Origin of the sequence: Streptococcus moroccensis (assembly GCF_030812835.1) — a bacterium.
Lineage (GTDB): Bacteria > Bacillota > Bacilli > Lactobacillales > Streptococcaceae > Streptococcus > Streptococcus moroccensis.
In genome coordinates, this window is record NZ_JAUSTM010000013.1 from 45,885 (window position 1) to 63,639 (window position 17,755).

Sequence of the window (17,755 nt, forward strand, 5' to 3'; positions counted from 1 at the left end):
TGACCTATGGATATTAGACAAGTCACAGAAACGATCGCCATGATCGAGGAGCAGCACTTTGATATACGGACCATCACCATGGGAATTTCTCTCTTGGACTGTATTGATGCGGATATCGACAAGGCAGCTGAGAAAATTTACCACAAAATAACGACCAAGGCAGCTAATCTGGTCTCTGTTGGCGATGCCATTGCAGCAGAACTTGGGATTCCTATCGTCAACAAGCGCGTGTCGGTCACCCCGATTGCCATCATTGGGGCGGCAACGGATGCGACGGATTACCTGCCTCTAGCCAAGGCTTTAGACCGGGCGGCTAAGACCATCGGCGTTGACTTTATCGGTGGTTTTTCAGCCCTAGCGCAAAAAGGCTATCAAAAGGGCGATGACATCCTCATTAATTCCATTCCTCGTGCCCTGGCAGAGACGGACAAGGTCTGTGCTTCAGTCAATATCGGTTCCACCAAAACAGGCATTAACATGACAGCGGTTCGTGATATGGGCCGTATCATTAAGGAAACGGCGGAAGCCTCAGACATGGGCGCGGCTAAGCTGGTGGTCTTTGCCAATGCCGTAGAAGACAATCCTTTCATGGCTGGAGCCTTTCACGGTGTCGGCGAGGCAGATGTGGTCATCAATGTCGGGGTGTCAGGTCCAGGTGTTGTCAAGCGGGCTCTTGAAAAAGTTAAGGGTGAGAGCTTTGATGTGGTTGCCGAGACCGTTAAAAAGACAGCCTTCAAGATTACCCGCATCGGTCAACTGGTCGGGACTATGGCTAGCGAGCGTCTCGGGGTTAAGTTTGGGATTGTTGACCTGTCACTAGCGCCAACACCGGCAGTTGGAGACTCCGTTGCTCGTGTTCTTGAGGAGATGGGGCTTGAGATGGTCGGGACCCATGGCACAACAGCAGCCCTAGCGCTCTTGAATGATGCTGTTAAAAAGGGTGGCGTTATGGCTTGTAACCAGGTCGGTGGCCTCTCCGGTGCCTTTATCCCGGTTTCAGAAGACGAGGGCATGATTGCTGCTGTTCAGGCAGGGTCACTCAATCTGGAAAAATTAGAAGCCATGACAGCCATTTGTTCGGTGGGGCTAGACATGATTGCTATTCCAGCAGACACGCCTTACGAGACCATTGCTGCCATGATTGCTGACGAAGCAGCCATCGGCGTCATCAACCAAAAGACAACAGCTGTCCGCATTATTCCAAAAGGAAAAGAAGGTGACATGATTGAATTTGGCGGTCTGTTAGGAACAGCGCCTGTCATGCGGGTTAACGGTGCGTCCTCTGCTGATTTTATCAATCGCGGAGGCCAAATTCCTGCGCCCATTCACAGTTTCAAGAATTAATATTATTGGTTTAGAATGGATGCCTAGCATCTGTTTTAAGCCTTTTTTGTCCAATTTAAGAAAGGGGATAAAATGTTACTTGGGTTACAGGGCGGAATGGCAGTTGGGAAAACATCTGTTATTCAGTACCTTTACGACTATTCTCCAATCATTCGAGGGGTCGCTGAGGATAATCGTGAGGTGATTGAACGGTTAAATCGTCAGCAATTGGATAAAACTGTTTATGAAGATTATCTTGAAATCCAGCGGTATTGGATAGCTCATGAGATTAAACGTTTTCGTCAGATACAGGATTATCCCTATCATCTCATTGATTGGGGTGCAGAGGAGATCGCTTTTTACACCCTGCATTACCCGAGGTCTATAGGAAAGGACTGGGATATCGAGCAGGCTTTGGCACCAGAGCTAGCAGCCTTAAAGGCTTGTTATCCGGAACGGGTCCTCTATTTGGAAGCAAAACCTGAAACCCTTCTTGCTAGAAAGGCTGGAGACGTGACAAGGGAGCGGAGCTTTTTCGAACACTACACGACTAAACTCCTTCCTTATAAAAAAGAATGGCTGATGACGCAATTGCCTGTCGATGTCTTGGTGGTAGATAACTTGTCAAAAGAACACGTAGGACAATTGGTCGTCAAGTGGGCAGAACATCATTTTGAGATAGAAAGTAGTTCTTGAAATCAAAACAAGTGTTCCCTGTTTATGGTATAATGGAAGAAATAGCGAGCTAAGGAGAATGGACATGACAAAGACAACCTTATATATTGCCCGTCACGGGAAAACCATGTTTAATACGATTGGCCGAGCGCAAGGGTGGAGCGATACCCCTTTGACAGTGGTTGGTGAGCGTGGTATTAAAGAATTGGGAGTAGGTTTGAAACAGTTTGACCTGACTTTTAATGAAGCTTTTTCCAGCGATTCAGGACGGACAATTCAGACCATGGAAATCTTGCTCAACGAGCTTGGCCAGATCGATATTCCTTACACTCGGGACAAACGGATCCGTGAGTGGTGTTTTGGGAGTTTGGATGGTGGCTATGATGCTGAGCTGTTCATGGGGGTTCTGCCACGGATTTATGGGACTGAAACTGAATTTCGTAATTTAACCTACGAAGAGATGGCAAATGGCATCATGGAAGCTGATACTGCAGGGTGGGCGCAACCTTGGGATGTTATCAAAGAGCGTATCCTCTCTGGTTTTACAGACATTGCTCAAAAAATTGAAGCCCAAGGTGGAGGGAATGCTCTCGTGGTTTGTCACGGAATGACCATCAGTACCTTGGTTTACCTCATTAATCCTGACATTCCTAAACAAAGTCTTGATAACGGTTCTGTGACCGTTCTGACCTACGAAAATGGACAGTTTACAGTCGATATCGTAGGCGATATGTCCTATCGTGCTCATGGGGCAGAGGTGCTTGATGGAAGAGTTTGATATGCTAGAACCTGTTCTAGAGGACACTGTTAGCGAGGATGGTGGGACAGAAGAGGATGAGCAGGCTACGCTGAGCGAATCAGACACACCTGATAAACCGATTAGCCTGTTTACGATTTTTGTGGGATTATTGCTGGCCTTGGCCGCCTTTATTGGGATTATTTTTGTACAAGAGTTTAGCAACCCGCAATTGAGTCGAGCAAAAGAACCATTGGCTCAGGCGACGACGGATACAAAATTGCTGACCTCCTTACAATCCGCTCAAGATTTGCCCGATCTGTCTCTCGACAGCTGGGATTTAGTCTTAGTTGGACCGAACTATGTAGCAGAGGAAATGAATCCTGAACTTAGTGAGGTATCGGGTGTTCTGGTGGATAGCCGAATCGCAGAAGCGACCGCTAATTTCTTAGCGGCAGCCCAGACGGTTGATCCAAACGTACATCTTATTTTAGGCTATCGCAGTCTAGCAGATCAATCGGGTCTTTATGAGACCTTCATTGCTCAAGAAATGGAAGCACAAGGAATTACACGAGAGGGAGCTATATCTTTTGTGGATGCCTATTTCCAAGCGCCAGGAACCAGCGAACACATGACAGGTTTAGCGATTGATATGTCAACGGTGGATTATGTGAATCTCATGGATCCAGCCATTACAGCACAGTTAGCAGCGATGGCTCCTGATTACGGTTTTGTTTTACGCTATAAGGAAAGCTACCAGGCTCAGACAGGGGTTGCGGCAGAGGATTGGCATTTCCGCTATGTCGGTGTGGAGGCGGCCCGTTACATGACAGATTATGACATGCCTCTAGAAACCTTCTTAACCCGGATCGCCGCTGCCACAGGCACTGTCTTGGAATCCCGTCCATCGAGCAGTGCAGTGACGGATCAGGCAGACGTTATCGAAGCCGAAGAACAAATGGATGAAACTACTCCAGAAATGACGGAGATCACGGAGTGAACTGCATTGTTGTCAGTACTAGAACACATCTAAGGAGAGCCCTGTGCCTCTCTTTTTCATATAAAAAAGTAAGGGGTACCATCATAGGAAAAACCTATTATCCAAGCTCTTAAAATTATGGTATCATAAGATATTCTATTTTTTTAGGGGGAGTTATGGATAATCATAATTTTGAAAACGAAGGGCAGTTTAAGCGCGAGATGACTAGTCGTCACTTGCAGATGCTCTCGATTGGTGGGGTTATTGGGACAGGTTTGTTCCTGAGCTCGGGTTACACCATCGCTCAAGCTGGACCGTTTGGAGCTATCTTTTCTTACCTATTTGGTGGGATCATGGTGTATTTAGTCATGTTTTCACTGGGTGAGTTGTCGGTGGCGATGCCGGTAACGGGTTCCTTTCACACCTATGCCACTAAGTTTATCAGTCCTGGAACGGGCTTTATGGTGGCTTGGATGTACTGGCTTTGTTGGGTGGTTGCCTTGGCGTCGCAATTTATCGGGGCAGCACAGTTGACCCTTCGCTGGTTTCCAAGTGTGCCGATTTGGGTTTTTGCGACTCTTTATGCGGTGTTAGTCTTTGGTCTCAACATGCTCAGTGTGGGTTGGTTTGCTAAGGCCGAGGATTATTTCTCCAGCATTAAGTTTTACGCCATCATTATTTTTATCGTTCTTGGTGGTCTGGCTATTTTTGGTATCCTTCCATTTGAGGGAGCTTCTTCTGCACCACTTTTTGTTAATATTACGGCTAATGGCCTCCTGCCAAATGGAATCATTGGCGTCGTATCGGTCATGCTTGCAGTCAACTATGCTTTTTCGGGAGTCGAGATGATTGGGATTGCAGCTGGGGAGACGGATAACCCTAAGGCCGAAGTGCCCAAAGCCATCAAATCAACCATCGGCCTTCTGGTGGCCTTCTTTGTCTTGACCATGGTGGTCTTAGCCTCACTTCTTCCGATGGAGGCGGCTGGCGTCACAGAGGCCCCCTTTGTCACAGTTCTTGATAAAATCGGGATTCCTTATGCGGCAGACATCATGAACTTTGTTATCTTGACGGCCATCTTGTCAGCGTCAACTTCAGGTCTATACGCGTCTAGCCGGATGCTCTGGTCGTTAGCTAACGAAAGTATGATTAGTAAGAGTGTCGTGAAAATCAATAAATACGGGGTGCCCATGCGAGCTATGATTCTGTCGATGGTAGGTGTAGCCATTGCTCTTGTAGCCAGCATTTACTTTGAAGACACGATCTTTTTAGCCCTAGTTTCCATTGCAGGTTTCGCTGTGGTCATTGCTTGGTTGGCTATTCCACTGGCTCAGATTGGTTTTAGAAAAGCATTTTTAAAAAACCATACGGAAGATGAACTCGATTACAAGGCACCATTTTCACCAACATTACCATGGATAACGGTTATCTTGCTGGTGATTTCCATTGTCGGAATTGCCTGGGATCCATCTCAGCGAGCAGGCCTCTATTTTGGAGTGCCGTTCATGATTTTGTGCTATGTTTATCATTATCTACGCTTTAAAAAATGGTAGGAGGCTCTTGTGGGACGCTTAAAAGAACAGTTAGAAACAAAGCCAGTCTTGATTTTAGACGGGGCTTTGGGAACAGAATTAGAGTACCGTAGTTATGACGTGTCTGGCAATCTCTGGTCAGCTAAGTACCTGATCGAAAAACCAGAGGCCATTCAAGACTTACACGAGACCTATATGGAAGCAGGTGCGGATATTTTGACGACCTCTACCTATCAAGCGACCTTTCCCGGACTTATTGAAGCTGGTCTTTCAAAGACGGATGCTGAGAAAGTCTTGCGCTTAACAGTCGCCTTGGCTAAGACTGCGCGTGAGAAGGTCTGGAGTAGTCTCTTAGAAGAGGAAAAAGCCAAACGCTCTTATCCCCTTATCGGAGGGGATATCGGCCCTTACGCCGCCTATCTGGCAGATGGCTCAGAGTACAGTGGGGATTATGGTGAGATCACTGTGGAGGCGCTTAAAGCCTTTCACCGTCCTCGCATCGCCATCTTATTAGAAGAAGGTGTGGATTTCTTGATTTTAGAGACCGTGCCAAATGGGAGAGAAGCCCAAGCCCTAGTGGAATTGCTCAGCGAGGAGTTTTCAACGGTAGAAGCCTACCTCAGTGTGACCTCACCTAATGGGGCAAGTTTGCCAGATGGGACTCCCATAGAGCAGATTGGTAGTCTAGTCGAAATGTCTAATCAAGTCTTAGCGGTTGGGATCAACTGTAGCGCTCCTAAGGTTGTGACTGAAGCATTGTCAGTTTTAAGCCGATCAACCAGTAAGCCTTTAGTGACCTATCCCAACTCAGGAGAGATCTATGATGGCGCGACCCAGACCTGGTCTGAGGATGCAGACCACAGTCACAGCCTCTTGGAAAACACCCAAGCGTGGCAAACACAGGGCGCCAAAATCGTGGGTGGATGTTGCCGGACCAGACCAAGCGACATCGCAGACTTGAGTCAGGGGTTGCGGGGATAACTTATAAGAGGTTGGATTGGAATCCAGCCTCGTTCTATTTTTATAGAGAAAGTCCAAAAGCGTATTGGCTAGACATAACGTTAGAGAACGGAAAGTCAGTATTTCGATGAAATTGATTTTCTTGCCTTACCTCTTCGGCAGTTGATTAGGCTGGTCATTAAGAATTGTATAGCAAGGGTTACGGATCTCTAATCAAACTTAAAAAAATCTTAAGTAGTAAGCAGTAAACGTGAGTCCAGTTTCAATGAACCGTTGCTGATTAATCGTTTTTTCTATATCCGAAATTGTCTAGTCATCTGTGTAAGGGTGGAGTAGAACTCTGTTTAACTGATAAGAGTTCTACTCCACTCTTTTTTCATTCAAAAGCATCTATTTTCTTGACAGACTATATCGCAGTGTGATATATTTTATATATCGAGAGGCGATACATCGAATTTCTATATAGGAGATGCATTATAATGGAAGAAAAAATTAAGCGTGTCTATATTCCCATGACGGAGTCAGCCTTTTATATCCTATTTGCTTTGCAGGAGGAACGGCATGGTTACGAGATTACCCAGCGAACTAAGGAGCTGACAGCTGGTCAGGTGGTCATTAGTCCAGGAACCATGTACGGAACTCTCTCCAAGATGGAGAAGGATGGCTTGATTGCCTTTGTGACGGAAGTCGAGAAACGTAAGCTCTACCGGATTACAGACTTGGGAAAAGAAGTCTTAGCAATTGAGCTAGCACGGATTGAACGGTTGTATAAAAATAGTAAGGGAGAAATCTTATGAAAATAAAAAAAGAATTCAAACTATTTCTGCTGACTGATTTTGAAAAAGAGGAAATCTATCTATCGGAAATGCACCGGAAAGGCTGGAAATTTACAGGCATTCAAGGAAGATTGCTCTATTGTTTTGAAGCTTGTGAACCGGCAGATGTGGTCTATAAAATTGATTTCAAGCGTAATAACCTGTCCGATCAGGAAAGTTATCATCAGCTTTATCAGGATTACGGTTGGAAATACGTTGCAGTTTGCAATGGTTTTCATACCTTTCGCAAGTCTAATGTTGAGGATGGAGACATAGACATTTTCAGTGATGACCCTAGTAAGTTAGATATGATTGAGCAGATTTTCAGGCGTCGTTTTTTACTATTATTATTTTTTTACCTAATAGCCTTCGGCTATGGATGGGTGTTTAAGAAACCAGATTTTGTATTAGGAGTGGCGACGATTGCCGTTCCGCTGACCGTCTATCTGTTCTATCGTTTTTACCAATTGCGTAAAGAGTTAAAGGAGTAAGGAAGTTGAAGAATTGGACACCTAAGGTGCTACCAGCCCTCTCATTAAATGTGATTACTTTAGCCCTCTTTGTTTGGCCTCGTGTTGATTTCAAAACCACCAGTTTTGCAGGTTGGGCCATCAATGGTTTGGCTCTGGTGCAACTGGTGATGATTGTTGCTCTAGTGGTATTTCTTTTCAAAAAGAAAAAAGACTAGGTCCCCAGACTGATTTTTAGCACTCTTGTTAAAAGAGTGCTAATTTTTTGGTTTTTCCTCTTGACTTTGTCCCAAAAAGGGGTATAATGAAATCATGAATTAGCACTCGGTTTATTAGAGTGCTAAATATAGGGAGGTGAGGTTTTGATTACAGATCGTCAGAAGGCGATTCTCGATTTGATCGTTGACATATTTTCTCAGACACATGAGCCTGTCGGATCAAAGGCGCTCCAAGAGCGGATTAATTCCTCCAGTGCCACAATTCGTAACGACATGTCTACGCTTGAGAAGTTGGGGCTGTTAGAAAAAGCTCATACCTCGAGCGGACGGATGCCAAGTGTCTCAGGATTCCAATATTTTGTGGAAAATTCTTTGACCTTGACCCAGGTTGCGGAACACGATGTCTATCAGGTACTTAAGGCTTTTGATGATAACTTTTTCAAAATTGAAGATCTCTTACAGAGAGCGGCAGATGTTCTAGCTGACTTGACGGGTTACACTGTTTTAGCGCAGGATGTTGAAGCTAGCAGGCAGAAATTGACGGGGTTTGAGATTGTAACGACCTCTACACATACGGGTCTCGCAGTCTTTACCCTTGATGAGTCCTCGACCTTAACAAGCCAATTTGCCATTCCTAAGAACTTCTTGCCCCAGGACCTGACAACGGTTCGCCAGTTGGTGCATGAACGGTTTATAGGAAAATCAGTCCTAGACATCCATTACCGTCTGCGAACAGAGATTCCACAGATTGTCCAGCGCTACTTTACAACGACGGACAATGTGCTCGATCTCTTTGACCATCTTTTCAAGGATATTTTTTCTGAAAAGGTCTTGGTAGCTGGCAAGGTTAAGCTCTTAGAAGTCGCTGATTTTTCAGCCTACCAATATTTGGATAACCTTCAAGCGGTTGCGTCTGAAATTCGTGAAGGACTTGGCGAAGAGCAGATGCAGGTTGTTAAGGTGGCGGATAATCGTCTCTCTAAACTCTCTCAATTGACAGTGATCAGTCAGAAATTTCTAGTCCCCTATCGGGGTTATGGGGTTCTAACATTGATTGGGCCGATTACCCTTGATTACAAGCGAACAGTCAGTCAAGTCAATCTTGTCAATCGTGTGCTAAGCATGAAGTTAACAGATTTCTATCGTTACCTAAGCAGTAACCATTACGAAGTCAATTAAAAAGGAGGAAAAAGTGTCTAAGAAAAAAGAAGAAAATAAGGAGCAAGAAGAAATTTTGGCAGACCAAGAAGAGGTCTTAGAAGAGGTTATAGAAGATATAGTAGAGGAAGAAGCTCCTGAGACAACTGAAGCTACTGAACCTGAAAAATCAGAACTTGACTTGGCCAATGAGCGAGCAGAAGACTTTGAAAACAAGTATTTGCGCGCCCATGCTGAGATGCAAAACATCCAGCGCCGTTCTAACGAGGAACGTCAAACCTTGCAACGCTACCGTTCGCAAGACTTGGCCAAAAAAATCTTGCCAAGCCTTGATAATTTGGAGCGTGCTCTAGCTGTTGAAGGATTGACCGACGATGTTAAAAAAGGCCTTGAAATGGTTCAAGATAGCTTGATTCAAGCTTTAAAAGAAGAAGGAGTCACCGAAGTTTCGATGGAGAGCTTTGACCCGAATTACCACATGGCTGTTCAAAGCATTCCTGCTGACGATGACAATCCAGCAGATAGCATTGCCCAAGTCCTCCAAAAAGGCTACCAACTCCATGAGCGCTTATTAAGACCTGCTATGGTGGTGGTTTATAATTAACTAGTCACTAATGATGGGGACTAAAACGTCTTGTCATGATACAGCAACCGCTATGGTAGTTAATTCATAAACTAAAACTAATCAAGTCCGAAAAGACGGTAAACTAGGCGGTAAGTCAGAAATCTTTGATTTCGTTGACGCACCCCCGCAAGGTTGACTAGCACTTTATAGCCTGGAAGGCATATAAAGTGCAGTCAACTACTGCGCAATAAAGAGAAAAGCAAGCCAAAGGCTTGCAAAGGCGATGGTTTTCGCCGTGGTGATCGTCAGATAACAAGGATTGTTATCTGACAGGGAAATGTTGAAACCTTGGGTTCAACATTTAGGCATGGAACTCCGGAGGAGGTCGCTGCCGTCCCCACCACTTAAGAAAACTATCAAAAAAGAAATAAGATTAAAGAGGAAAAACATATGTCTAAAATTATCGGTATTGACTTAGGGACAACCAACTCAGCAGTCGCAGTTCTTGAAGGAACTGAAAGCAAAATCATCGCAAACCCAGAAGGGAACCGTACAACACCATCCGTTGTGTCTTTCAAAAACGGTGAAATCATCGTTGGTGACGCGGCTAAACGCCAAGCGGTAACAAACCCAGATACGATCCTGTCTATCAAGTCAAAAATGGGAACGTCTGAAAAAGTAGAAGCTAACGGCAAAACTTACACACCACAAGAAATCTCAGCAATGATTCTTCAATACCTTAAAGGGTACGCTGAAGAATACCTTGGCGAAAAGGTAACCAAAGCCGTTATCACTGTTCCAGCTTACTTTAACGATGCCCAACGCCAAGCGACAAAAGACGCTGGTAAAATTGCAGGCCTTGAAGTAGAACGTATCGTCAACGAACCAACTGCAGCAGCTCTTGCTTATGGTCTTGACAAGACAGATAAGGACGAAAAAATCTTGGTCTTCGACCTTGGTGGTGGTACCTTTGATGTGTCAATCCTTGAACTCGGTGATGGTGTCTTTGATGTCTTAGCAACTGCTGGTGACAACAAACTTGGTGGGGATGATTTTGATGAAAAAATCATGGACTACTTGGTGGCTGAATTCAAGAAAGAAAACGGCATTGACCTTAGCAAAGACAAGATGGCGATGCAACGTTTGAAAGACGCTGCTGAAAAAGCGAAAAAAGACCTTTCAGGTGTGACATCTACTCAAATCAGCTTGCCATTTATCACAGCTGGTGACGCTGGACCGCTCCACTTGGATCTGACACTTTCTCGTGCCAAATTCGACGATTTAACACGTGATCTTGTCGAGCGTACGAAGACACCTGTTCGTCAAGCCCTTTCAGATGCAGGTCTTTCCTTGTCAGAAATCGACGAAGTTATCCTTGTCGGTGGGTCAACTCGTATCCCTGCTGTGGTTGAAGCGGTTAAGGCTGAAACTGGTAAAGAGCCAAATAAATCGGTTAACCCTGATGAAGTCGTTGCGATGGGTGCTGCTATCCAAGGTGGCGTGATCACTGGTGATGTCAAAGACGTTGTTCTTCTAGATGTGACACCATTGTCACTCGGTATCGAAACCATGGGTGGTGTCTTTACTAAACTTATCGATCGTAACACGACCATTCCAACATCTAAATCTCAAGTCTTCTCAACGGCGGCTGATAACCAACCAGCGGTTGATATCCATGTCCTTCAAGGTGAGCGCCCAATGGCAGCAGACAACAAGACGCTTGGACGTTTCCAATTGACAGACATTCCTGCTGCGCCTCGCGGTATCCCACAAATCGAAGTAACCTTTGATATTGACAAGAACGGTATCGTATCGGTTAAAGCCAAAGACCTTGGTACGCAAAAAGAGCAAACCATTGTTATCAAATCAAATGATGGCCTTAGCGAAGAAGAAATTGACCGCATGATGAAAGACGCTGAGGCTAACGCTGAAGCCGATGCCAAACGCAAAGAAGAAGTAGACCTTCGTAACGAGGTAGACCAAGCTATCTTTGCGACTGAGAAGACCCTCAAAGATACAGAAGGGCAAGGCTTTGACACTGAACGTGATGCCGCTCAAACAGCCCTCGATGAGTTGAAAGCTGCGCAAGAAGCGAACAACATCGATGACATGAAGGCTAAATTAGAAAACCTTAACGAAAAAGCCCAAGCTTTGGCAGTGAAACTCTATGAACAAGCAGCTGCAGCTCAACAAGCCCAAGCAGGCGCAGAAGGTGCTGAGCCAACAGGAGCAGCTGACGGAAACGACGATGTCGTTGATGGCGAGTTTACGGAGAAGTAAGATGCAAAGACCGTTTGAAAATCCGTATGAAAATAGGGGACTGACGCAGTGTTCTTGCACACAAGGAAGTTCATCATTTTCACTAGGATTTTAGCTCGTGCTCAGTTACAAAAGTTACTATGGCGCATTACCTAAACGACTGACTAGCTCAACGATAAGATAAAATTGATTTTGCTTCTTCATATCCTAATGGTTTAAACTAGAATAAATTAAAAGGTGTCAAAATGTTACGGTTTGAAGAGGTTACGGAACAAAATGTATGGGATATATTAGCATTGAATGTTAGTAGTAACCAAATGTCATTTGTTGCAAGTAACGCAGTTAGTCTAACAGAAGCTTATTTAATACTCTCAAAAGGTGGTCATGTCTTCCCTTTTGGCTTATATGATGAAGCGCAGCTAGTTGGATTTATAATGCTTGGTTACGGTAAGTGCTGGGATAGTGCACCTGAAATAGCTGAGAGTAATTATAACCTTTGGAGGTTAATGATTGATAAACGCTATCAAGGTAATGGTTATGGTAAAAAAGCTGTGGAGCTAGCAACTGAGTTTGTTAATACATTTCCAAATGGCCCAGCCAAGTATCTTTGGCTATCTTATGAACCTGAAAATCGATTAGCTCAAAACCTTTATGCCAAATGTGGTTTTCAAGAAACAGGCGAAAAAGATGGTGAGGAACTCATTGCTGTTTTAAATCTTTCTTAGTTTATATTGAAATGCCCAAAATCACAGAGGTTGCACTCCAACCTCTGTTTTTGGCTAAATAGATTTATTAGTAGGAGGAAACGATGAAAAAAGTAGCTTGCTTGCTCTATCCCAATTTTTCCCTCTATGAGATTGCGCCTCTAACAAGTACGTTGGTCTTACATTTTGGTATAGAAATTGACTATATTGCTTCAAATCTTGAAACAGTCTTTTCGGAGGATGGGTTGCCCTGCGTGCCGACTAAAACCTTATCAGAGGTACAGATGGATGATTATTCTTGCCTTTTGCTGCCAGGTATGATAGATTTTACATCGGCTTTGCTGGATGATGATCTCATTCAATATTTGGCGAATCTAGATACGCAACGTCTAAAAATCGCTGCCATTTCTTCGGCTCCAATCTTATTAGCTAAGGCGGGGCTACTAGATAACGCGACCTTTACAGGTGGCCTTTGGCAGAATTTCTTTGACTATTTCGATTTCCTTCCAAAAGAAAATTTTCGCCCGCTACCCGTTTGTGAAGATAAAAATATCATTACAGGGACAGGTTTCTCCGTAAATGCCTTCTCACGAAAGGTTTTAGAAAGCTTAGACCTTGTGGAAAATGCTGATAGCTTTTTCAGAGAAAAAGAATACCTAGAGCCTAATGACTTGATTTTTACGTTTTCCGAATCAGAATTTCAAGAATTTAAGCAAAGCTTTGAAAAAATTACCATCAATAATCGGTAAATAGTGCTTCTTTGAGAGTAGCGAGAGTTAAGTCTACTGAACAAAAAAGTTAGCATTCTACTAGATTTACAGAAAGGAATAAGTGTTCTTAACAGAACACGGCTGAGGCGTATCATATCTGTTATAGATTTGAATACGCCTACGACGTTGTGAAAAAAAGAGAAATACCTCCTAGATACGTAAAGTATCTACGTCGGATTTCCTATTTTTCTTTGAGATGAAATTACAGAAAGGAATACAAGTGTTCTGAACTGAACACGGGCTAGGGACTGGGCCAAAAAGATAATTTTAACTAGGACGCAAGACGTCCGTCATTAAAATTCCTATTTTGGCGGTGTCCCCTTAACGCCCTTTGTATCTTAATTATGAACAATACAGAATACTACGATCGTCTGGGGGTTTCTAAAAATGCCTCTGCGGATGAAATCAAGAAAGCTTACCGTAAGATGTCTAAAAAGTACCACCCAGACATCAACAAGGAGGCTGGTGCAGAGCAGAAATACAAGGATGTCCAGGAGGCTTATGAAACTCTGAGCGACGATCAAAAACGGGCTGCTTATGATCAATATGGCCCTGCAGGAGCTAATGGTGGCTTCGGCGGTGGCGGCTTTAACGGTGGTTTTGATGGCGGTGGTTTTGGTGGCTTCGAAGATATCTTCTCCAGTTTCTTCGGCGGTGGTGGTGCTACTCGTAATCCTAATGCCCCACGTCAGGGAGATGACCTTCAATACCGTGTTAATGTCAAATTTGAAGAAGCCATTTTTGGAACTGAAAAAGAAGTCAAGTACAATCGTGAAGCTAGCTGTCATACCTGTCATGGCTCTGGTGCTAAGCCAGGAACTAGTCCTGTTACCTGTGGCCGCTGTCATGGTTCTGGTGTTATCAATGTTGACACACAAACACCTCTTGGGATGATGCGTCGCCAAGTGACCTGTGATGTCTGTCACGGTCGTGGTCAAGAAATCAAGGATCCTTGCCAAACCTGTCATGGGAGTGGTCATGAAAAACAAGCCCATTCGGTTAATGTAAAAATTCCAGCCGGGATTGAAACTGGCCAACAAATTCGTTTAGCAGGCCAAGGAGAAGCAGGTTTCAATGGTGGTCCTTATGGCGACCTTTATGTGGTGGTTAATGTCTTAGCCAGTGATAAATTCGAGCGCAATGGCACGACAATCCTCTACAACCTAGACATCAGTTTTGTCCAAGCAACATTGGGAGACACAGTGGATATTCCAACAGTTCATGGGGATGTCGAAATGACGATTCCAGCAGGAACACAGACAGGTAAACGATTCCGCTTGCGTGGAAAAGGAGCGCCTCAATTGCGTGGCAATGGTCAAGGAGATCAGTTTGTAACGGTTAATATCGTCACCCCAACCAAACTCAATGACCGCCAAAAAGAAGCTCTCAAAGCCTTTGCGGAGGCCTCAGGAGAGTCTGTTCAGCCCGGCAAGAAAAAAGGGTTCTTTGAGTCCATTAAAGATGCCCTCGAAGGGGAATAAAACACTAAGATAAAAGCTGATTCGTCAGCTTTTTTATTTAGGCTCTATAACTGTCCCCGTACAGACACCGAGAGATTTCGTTGACTTCCCCCTTAAAAAGCGTAAAATAAGGTCTATGACACGATACAAAGCCATTATTTCTTATGACGGAACGCTCTTTTCAGGTTTTCAACGCCAGCCAGAAGCACGGTCTGTTCAGGAAGAATTAGAAAAAACCTTGAAACGCCTCAACAGAGGACAAGAAGTGACCGTGCACGGAGCGGGTCGTACCGATGCGGGTGTCCATGCCTATGGTCAAGTTATCCACTTTGATTTGCCGGAAGTGCGGGATGTGGAGAAGCTCCGCTTTGGCCTAGATACCCAGTCGCCAGATGACATCGATGTGGTGGCAGTGGAGCAAGCTTCAGACGACTTTCACGCCCGCTACAACAAGCACAGTAAGACCTACGAGTTCTTGGTGGACAATGGCCGTCCGAAGAATCCCATGATGCGGCACTATGCTACTCATTATCCGTATCCGCTGGATTTGGCACTGATGCAGGAGGCGATTCAGGACTTGGTTGGTACCCATGATTTCACGGGGTTTACAGCTTCTGGGACCTCGGTCGAAGACAAGGTGCGCACTATTACAGAAGCTCGGGTTGAGCTGGATCCGCACACTGGTTTTCTCGTTTTTACCTTCTCAGGAAATGGCTTTCTCTATAAGCAGGTCCGCAATATGGTCGGCACCCTCTTGAAAATCGGGAATGGCCGTATGCCTGTTGGGCAAATCAAGGTCATCTTGGACAAGATGGACCGCAATCTAGCTGGTCCAACCGCTGCCGGAAACGGCCTCTATCTAAAGGAGATATACTATGACAACTAAGTATTTATTAGCGATTTCAGGTAATGACATTTTTAGTGGCGGTGGCCTCTATGCGGACCTCTCGACATACTCAGCCAACGGCATTCATGGCTTTGTGGCAGTGACCTGCCTGACAGCCATGACAGAAAATGGTTTTGAAGTCTTTGGAACGGACCAAACTGTCTTTGGCCACCAATTAAATAGCCTCAAAAACGTGCCCTTTTCAGGGATTAAGTTAGGTCTCTTGCCCAATGTGGCTGTGGCCGAGCTGGCCTTGGACTTTGTCAAGGCTCACAAGGACATTCCCATTGTTTTGGATCCTGTTCTGGTCTGCAAGGAAAGCCATGATGTCGAGGTCAGTGCGCTTCGGGACGAACTCCTCAAGTTCTTCCCCTATGCCACCATCATCACCCCTAACTTGGTAGAAGCGGAGCTTTTGGCTCAAAGGCCAATCAAAACCCTCGAGGACATGAAGGCAGTGGCTAAGCACCTCCATGACTTGGGTGCAACCAATGTTGTCATCAAAGGCGGTAATCGGTTCAGTCAAGAAGTGGCCCTCGATGTCTTTTATGACGGTGTGGACTATACGGTTCTGGAGTATCCAATCCTTGAGACCAACAATGTTGGGGCAGGTTGCACCTTTGCCTCTAGCATCGCTAGCCAGCTGGTCAATGGACAACCTGTCAAGGAAGCAGTCCGCTTATCCAAGGATTTCGTTTATGAAGCCATTCGTCATTCCGATCAATATGGAGTAAAACAACACTATGAAAAAGACTAACCTACAAAAACTAACGCTTTTAGCTATTTTGACAGCCCTGACCATCACCATGGGCAATATCTTTCGCCTGCCAACGCCGACAGGTATGGTGACCCTTCTAGATGCTGGGATTTTCTTTACAGCCTTTTATCTAGGCAAGCGTGAGGGAGCCATCGTCGGTGGTCTATCAGGCTTCTTGATTGACCTGATTGCGGGTTATCCTCAGTGGATGGTGGCTAGTCTTATAAATCACGGCTTGCAAGGGTATTTTGCAGGCTTCAAGGGAAAACTCTTTTGGCTCGGACAAGCCTTGGCGCTTGTCAGCATGGTTGGGGGCTATTTTGTCTTCTCAGGTTTCATGCATGGCTGGGGCGCAGCCCTAGCCGATGTGCCGCATAACATCATGCAAAACCTTGTCGGGGCAGCCCTTGGCAATGCCCTCTACCGTCTCTTGGTTGCCGCAAAAGTCGTGGAGGCCTAGTCAGATGAATCTTGAAAAACTTTCACAGGAAACCAAGCTGATTCTAGACGATATTCTGGAGCGCAGTGCCATCCAAAAAGGTCAAATATTTGTCCTTGGCCTGTCGTCTAGCGAGGTTGCTGGTGGTGTTATCGGTAAGGCTTCTAGCCGTGATATCGGTCAGGTCATTGTCAAAACGATATTGGACGAGTTGACCAAGCGTGGTATCTATCTAGCTGTCCAAGGCTGTGAGCACCTCAATCGAGCCCTAGTCGTTGAGCGAGAATTGGCTCTGCAAAAAGACCTTGAAATTGTCAATGTCCTTCCTAGCCTGCATGCAGGAGGTAGTGGCCAATTAGCAGCGTTTGATTATATGGCGGACCCTGTTGAGGTGGAGTTTATCACTGCTCATACAGGCCTTGATATTGGAGACACGGCTATTGGCATGCACATCAAGCACGTTCAAGTTCCCTTAAGACCGGTTCAGCGGGAATTGGGAGGGGCTCACGTGACCGCTCTGACCACGCGTCCTAAACTGATCGGTGGAGCGCGTGCCAGATATCAGACGGATGACATTCGTAAATTTTAAGAAATCATGGAGTGAACCATAGAGAAGCTTGGGACTATTATCCCAGGCTCTTTTTAGTGATTTCAGGTAAGTACCAATGACAAGGAACAGAGATGTGAAAGATAGCAGTAAGCCCTTGATTTTGATTGAATTGGCAAGGAAATGAAGACAGGGTCATGCCCCATTGGTATTGCAAAGTGTCTTGTTGTCTGAGCCAAACTTATTTTCAGGAACAAGCCTGGCTTAGTTTTAACACTATTAGTTCCAATAACGTAAAATGATAGCGTTTTCTATCAAAAAATGATATACTTTAAGTGTTGTAATATATTTAAGAAAATCAATAGAAAGGATTCTTTTATGCAAAAATTAACTCAATTTCCCCACGATCGAAAGTTCTAAAATGGAGTTAGCCACTTTCTAGTTGAGAAAAAAGTATACAAAAACACCTCAGAGAGATATAATGTAGTTCACCACAAACACA

The 17,755-nt window shown here is 44.9% G+C and carries 19 protein-coding genes; all 19 read left to right on the forward strand.

Features of this window, described 5'->3' with window-relative positions; translation table 11 throughout:
• Positions 1 to 6 precede the first annotated feature (6 nt).
• Positions 7 to 1,344 (forward strand): PFL family protein, encoded by a 1,338-nt coding sequence (locus J2S23_RS07315; protein WP_307122076.1) that lies wholly within the window; start codon positions 7 to 9, stop codon positions 1,342 to 1,344.
• 72 nt (positions 1,345 to 1,416) lie between these two features.
• The gene (locus J2S23_RS07320) at positions 1,417 to 2,019 is read left to right on the forward strand and encodes a nucleoside/nucleotide kinase family protein (protein WP_307122077.1); all 603 of its coding nucleotides are present in this window, start codon (positions 1,417 to 1,419) and stop codon (positions 2,017 to 2,019) included.
• A gap of 64 nt (positions 2,020 to 2,083) precedes the next feature.
• Complete coding sequence (locus tag J2S23_RS07325) at positions 2,084 to 2,776, forward strand: histidine phosphatase family protein (RefSeq protein WP_307122078.1); 693 nt, start codon at positions 2,084 to 2,086, stop codon at positions 2,774 to 2,776.
• On the forward strand, positions 2,763 to 3,734 hold the full coding sequence (locus J2S23_RS07330; RefSeq protein ID WP_307122079.1) for a M15 family metallopeptidase: 972 nt from the start codon (positions 2,763 to 2,765) through the stop codon (positions 3,732 to 3,734). The genes J2S23_RS07325 and J2S23_RS07330 overlap by 14 nt, the downstream gene beginning before the upstream one ends.
• A gap of 155 nt (positions 3,735 to 3,889) precedes the next feature.
• Entirely contained in the window at positions 3,890 to 5,266 is a 1,377-nt protein-coding gene (locus J2S23_RS07335; RefSeq protein WP_307122080.1) for an amino acid permease, read from the forward strand.
• 9 nt (positions 5,267 to 5,275) lie between these two features.
• Complete coding sequence (gene mmuM / locus J2S23_RS07340; RefSeq protein ID WP_307122081.1) at positions 5,276 to 6,226, forward strand: homocysteine S-methyltransferase; 951 nt, start codon at positions 5,276 to 5,278, stop codon at positions 6,224 to 6,226.
• 458 nt (positions 6,227 to 6,684) lie between these two features.
• Entirely contained in the window at positions 6,685 to 7,002 is a 318-nt protein-coding gene (locus tag J2S23_RS07345) for a PadR family transcriptional regulator (RefSeq protein ID WP_307122082.1), read from the forward strand.
• A complete protein-coding gene (locus J2S23_RS07350; RefSeq protein ID WP_307122083.1) occupies positions 6,999 to 7,511 on the forward strand; it encodes a DUF2812 domain-containing protein in 513 nt (170 codons plus the stop codon). The genes J2S23_RS07345 and J2S23_RS07350 overlap by 4 nt, the downstream gene beginning before the upstream one ends.
• Before the next feature lie 5 nt (positions 7,512 to 7,516).
• Complete coding sequence (locus tag J2S23_RS07355) at positions 7,517 to 7,708, forward strand: hypothetical protein (RefSeq protein ID WP_307122084.1); 192 nt, start codon at positions 7,517 to 7,519, stop codon at positions 7,706 to 7,708.
• A gap of 144 nt (positions 7,709 to 7,852) precedes the next feature.
• Entirely contained in the window at positions 7,853 to 8,887 is a 1,035-nt protein-coding gene (gene hrcA / locus J2S23_RS07360) for a heat-inducible transcriptional repressor HrcA (RefSeq protein ID WP_307122085.1), read from the forward strand.
• A complete protein-coding gene (gene grpE / locus J2S23_RS07365) occupies positions 8,871 to 9,470 on the forward strand; it encodes a nucleotide exchange factor GrpE (protein ID WP_307122098.1) in 600 nt (199 codons plus the stop codon). The genes hrcA and grpE overlap by 17 nt, the downstream gene beginning before the upstream one ends.
• Positions 9,471 to 9,881: 411 nt before the next feature.
• On the forward strand, positions 9,882 to 11,711 hold the full coding sequence (gene dnaK / locus J2S23_RS07370) for a molecular chaperone DnaK (protein ID WP_307122086.1): 1,830 nt from the start codon (positions 9,882 to 9,884) through the stop codon (positions 11,709 to 11,711).
• A 224-nt stretch (positions 11,712 to 11,935) separates the two neighbouring features.
• Positions 11,936 to 12,415 carry a GNAT family N-acetyltransferase gene (locus J2S23_RS07375; RefSeq protein WP_307122087.1) on the forward strand — a complete coding sequence of 160 codons (480 nt, stop codon included), beginning with the start codon at positions 11,936 to 11,938 and terminating at the stop codon, positions 12,413 to 12,415.
• A gap of 83 nt (positions 12,416 to 12,498) precedes the next feature.
• Entirely contained in the window at positions 12,499 to 13,143 is a 645-nt protein-coding gene (locus J2S23_RS07380) for a DJ-1/PfpI family protein (protein ID WP_307122088.1), read from the forward strand.
• Between the two features lie 365 nt (positions 13,144 to 13,508).
• The gene (dnaJ, locus tag J2S23_RS07385) at positions 13,509 to 14,645 is read left to right on the forward strand and encodes a molecular chaperone DnaJ (protein WP_307122089.1); all 1,137 of its coding nucleotides are present in this window, start codon (positions 13,509 to 13,511) and stop codon (positions 14,643 to 14,645) included.
• A gap of 115 nt (positions 14,646 to 14,760) precedes the next feature.
• Entirely contained in the window at positions 14,761 to 15,510 is a 750-nt protein-coding gene (gene truA / locus J2S23_RS07390; protein WP_307122090.1) for a tRNA pseudouridine(38-40) synthase TruA, read from the forward strand.
• Positions 15,500 to 16,267 (forward strand): bifunctional hydroxymethylpyrimidine kinase/phosphomethylpyrimidine kinase, encoded by a 768-nt coding sequence (locus J2S23_RS07395; protein ID WP_307122091.1) that lies wholly within the window; start codon positions 15,500 to 15,502, stop codon positions 16,265 to 16,267. The genes truA and J2S23_RS07395 overlap by 11 nt, the downstream gene beginning before the upstream one ends.
• Positions 16,254 to 16,727: an ECF transporter S component gene (locus J2S23_RS07400; protein WP_307122092.1), complete on the forward strand. Its 474-nt coding sequence runs from the start codon at positions 16,254 to 16,256 to the stop codon at positions 16,725 to 16,727. Before J2S23_RS07395 ends, J2S23_RS07400 begins: the two co-directional genes overlap by 14 nt.
• A 4-nt stretch (positions 16,728 to 16,731) precedes the next feature.
• Positions 16,732 to 17,295, forward strand: a complete 564-nt coding sequence (locus J2S23_RS07405; RefSeq protein WP_307122093.1) for a TIGR01440 family protein — start codon at positions 16,732 to 16,734, stop codon at positions 17,293 to 17,295.
• Positions 17,296 to 17,755: the final 460 nt, after the last annotated feature.

Bases quoted from the DNA above. Each gene is read 5' to 3' on its own strand.
- J2S23_RS07315 (WP_307122076.1), top strand. From the start codon at position 7: ATGGATATTAGACAAGTCACAGAAACGATCGCCATGATCGAGGAGCAG.
- J2S23_RS07320 (WP_307122077.1), top strand. From the start codon at position 1,417: ATGTTACTTGGGTTACAGGGCGGAATGGCAGTTGGGAAAACATCTGTT.
- J2S23_RS07325 (WP_307122078.1), top strand. From the start codon at position 2,084: ATGACAAAGACAACCTTATATATTGCCCGTCACGGGAAAACCATGTTT.
- J2S23_RS07330 (WP_307122079.1), top strand. From the start codon at position 2,763: ATGGAAGAGTTTGATATGCTAGAACCTGTTCTAGAGGACACTGTTAGC.
- J2S23_RS07335 (WP_307122080.1), top strand. From the start codon at position 3,890: ATGGATAATCATAATTTTGAAAACGAAGGGCAGTTTAAGCGCGAGATG.
- J2S23_RS07345 (WP_307122082.1), top strand. From the start codon at position 6,685: ATGGAAGAAAAAATTAAGCGTGTCTATATTCCCATGACGGAGTCAGCC.
- J2S23_RS07350 (WP_307122083.1), top strand. From the start codon at position 6,999: ATGAAAATAAAAAAAGAATTCAAACTATTTCTGCTGACTGATTTTGAA.
- dnaK (WP_307122086.1), top strand. From the start codon at position 9,882: ATGTCTAAAATTATCGGTATTGACTTAGGGACAACCAACTCAGCAGTC.
- J2S23_RS07375 (WP_307122087.1), top strand. From the start codon at position 11,936: ATGTTACGGTTTGAAGAGGTTACGGAACAAAATGTATGGGATATATTA.
- J2S23_RS07380 (WP_307122088.1), top strand. From the start codon at position 12,499: ATGAAAAAAGTAGCTTGCTTGCTCTATCCCAATTTTTCCCTCTATGAG.
- dnaJ (WP_307122089.1), top strand. From the start codon at position 13,509: ATGAACAATACAGAATACTACGATCGTCTGGGGGTTTCTAAAAATGCC.
- truA (WP_307122090.1), top strand. From the start codon at position 14,761: ATGACACGATACAAAGCCATTATTTCTTATGACGGAACGCTCTTTTCA.
- J2S23_RS07395 (WP_307122091.1), top strand. From the start codon at position 15,500: ATGACAACTAAGTATTTATTAGCGATTTCAGGTAATGACATTTTTAGT.
- J2S23_RS07400 (WP_307122092.1), top strand. From the start codon at position 16,254: ATGAAAAAGACTAACCTACAAAAACTAACGCTTTTAGCTATTTTGACA.
- J2S23_RS07405 (WP_307122093.1), top strand. From the start codon at position 16,732: ATGAATCTTGAAAAACTTTCACAGGAAACCAAGCTGATTCTAGACGAT.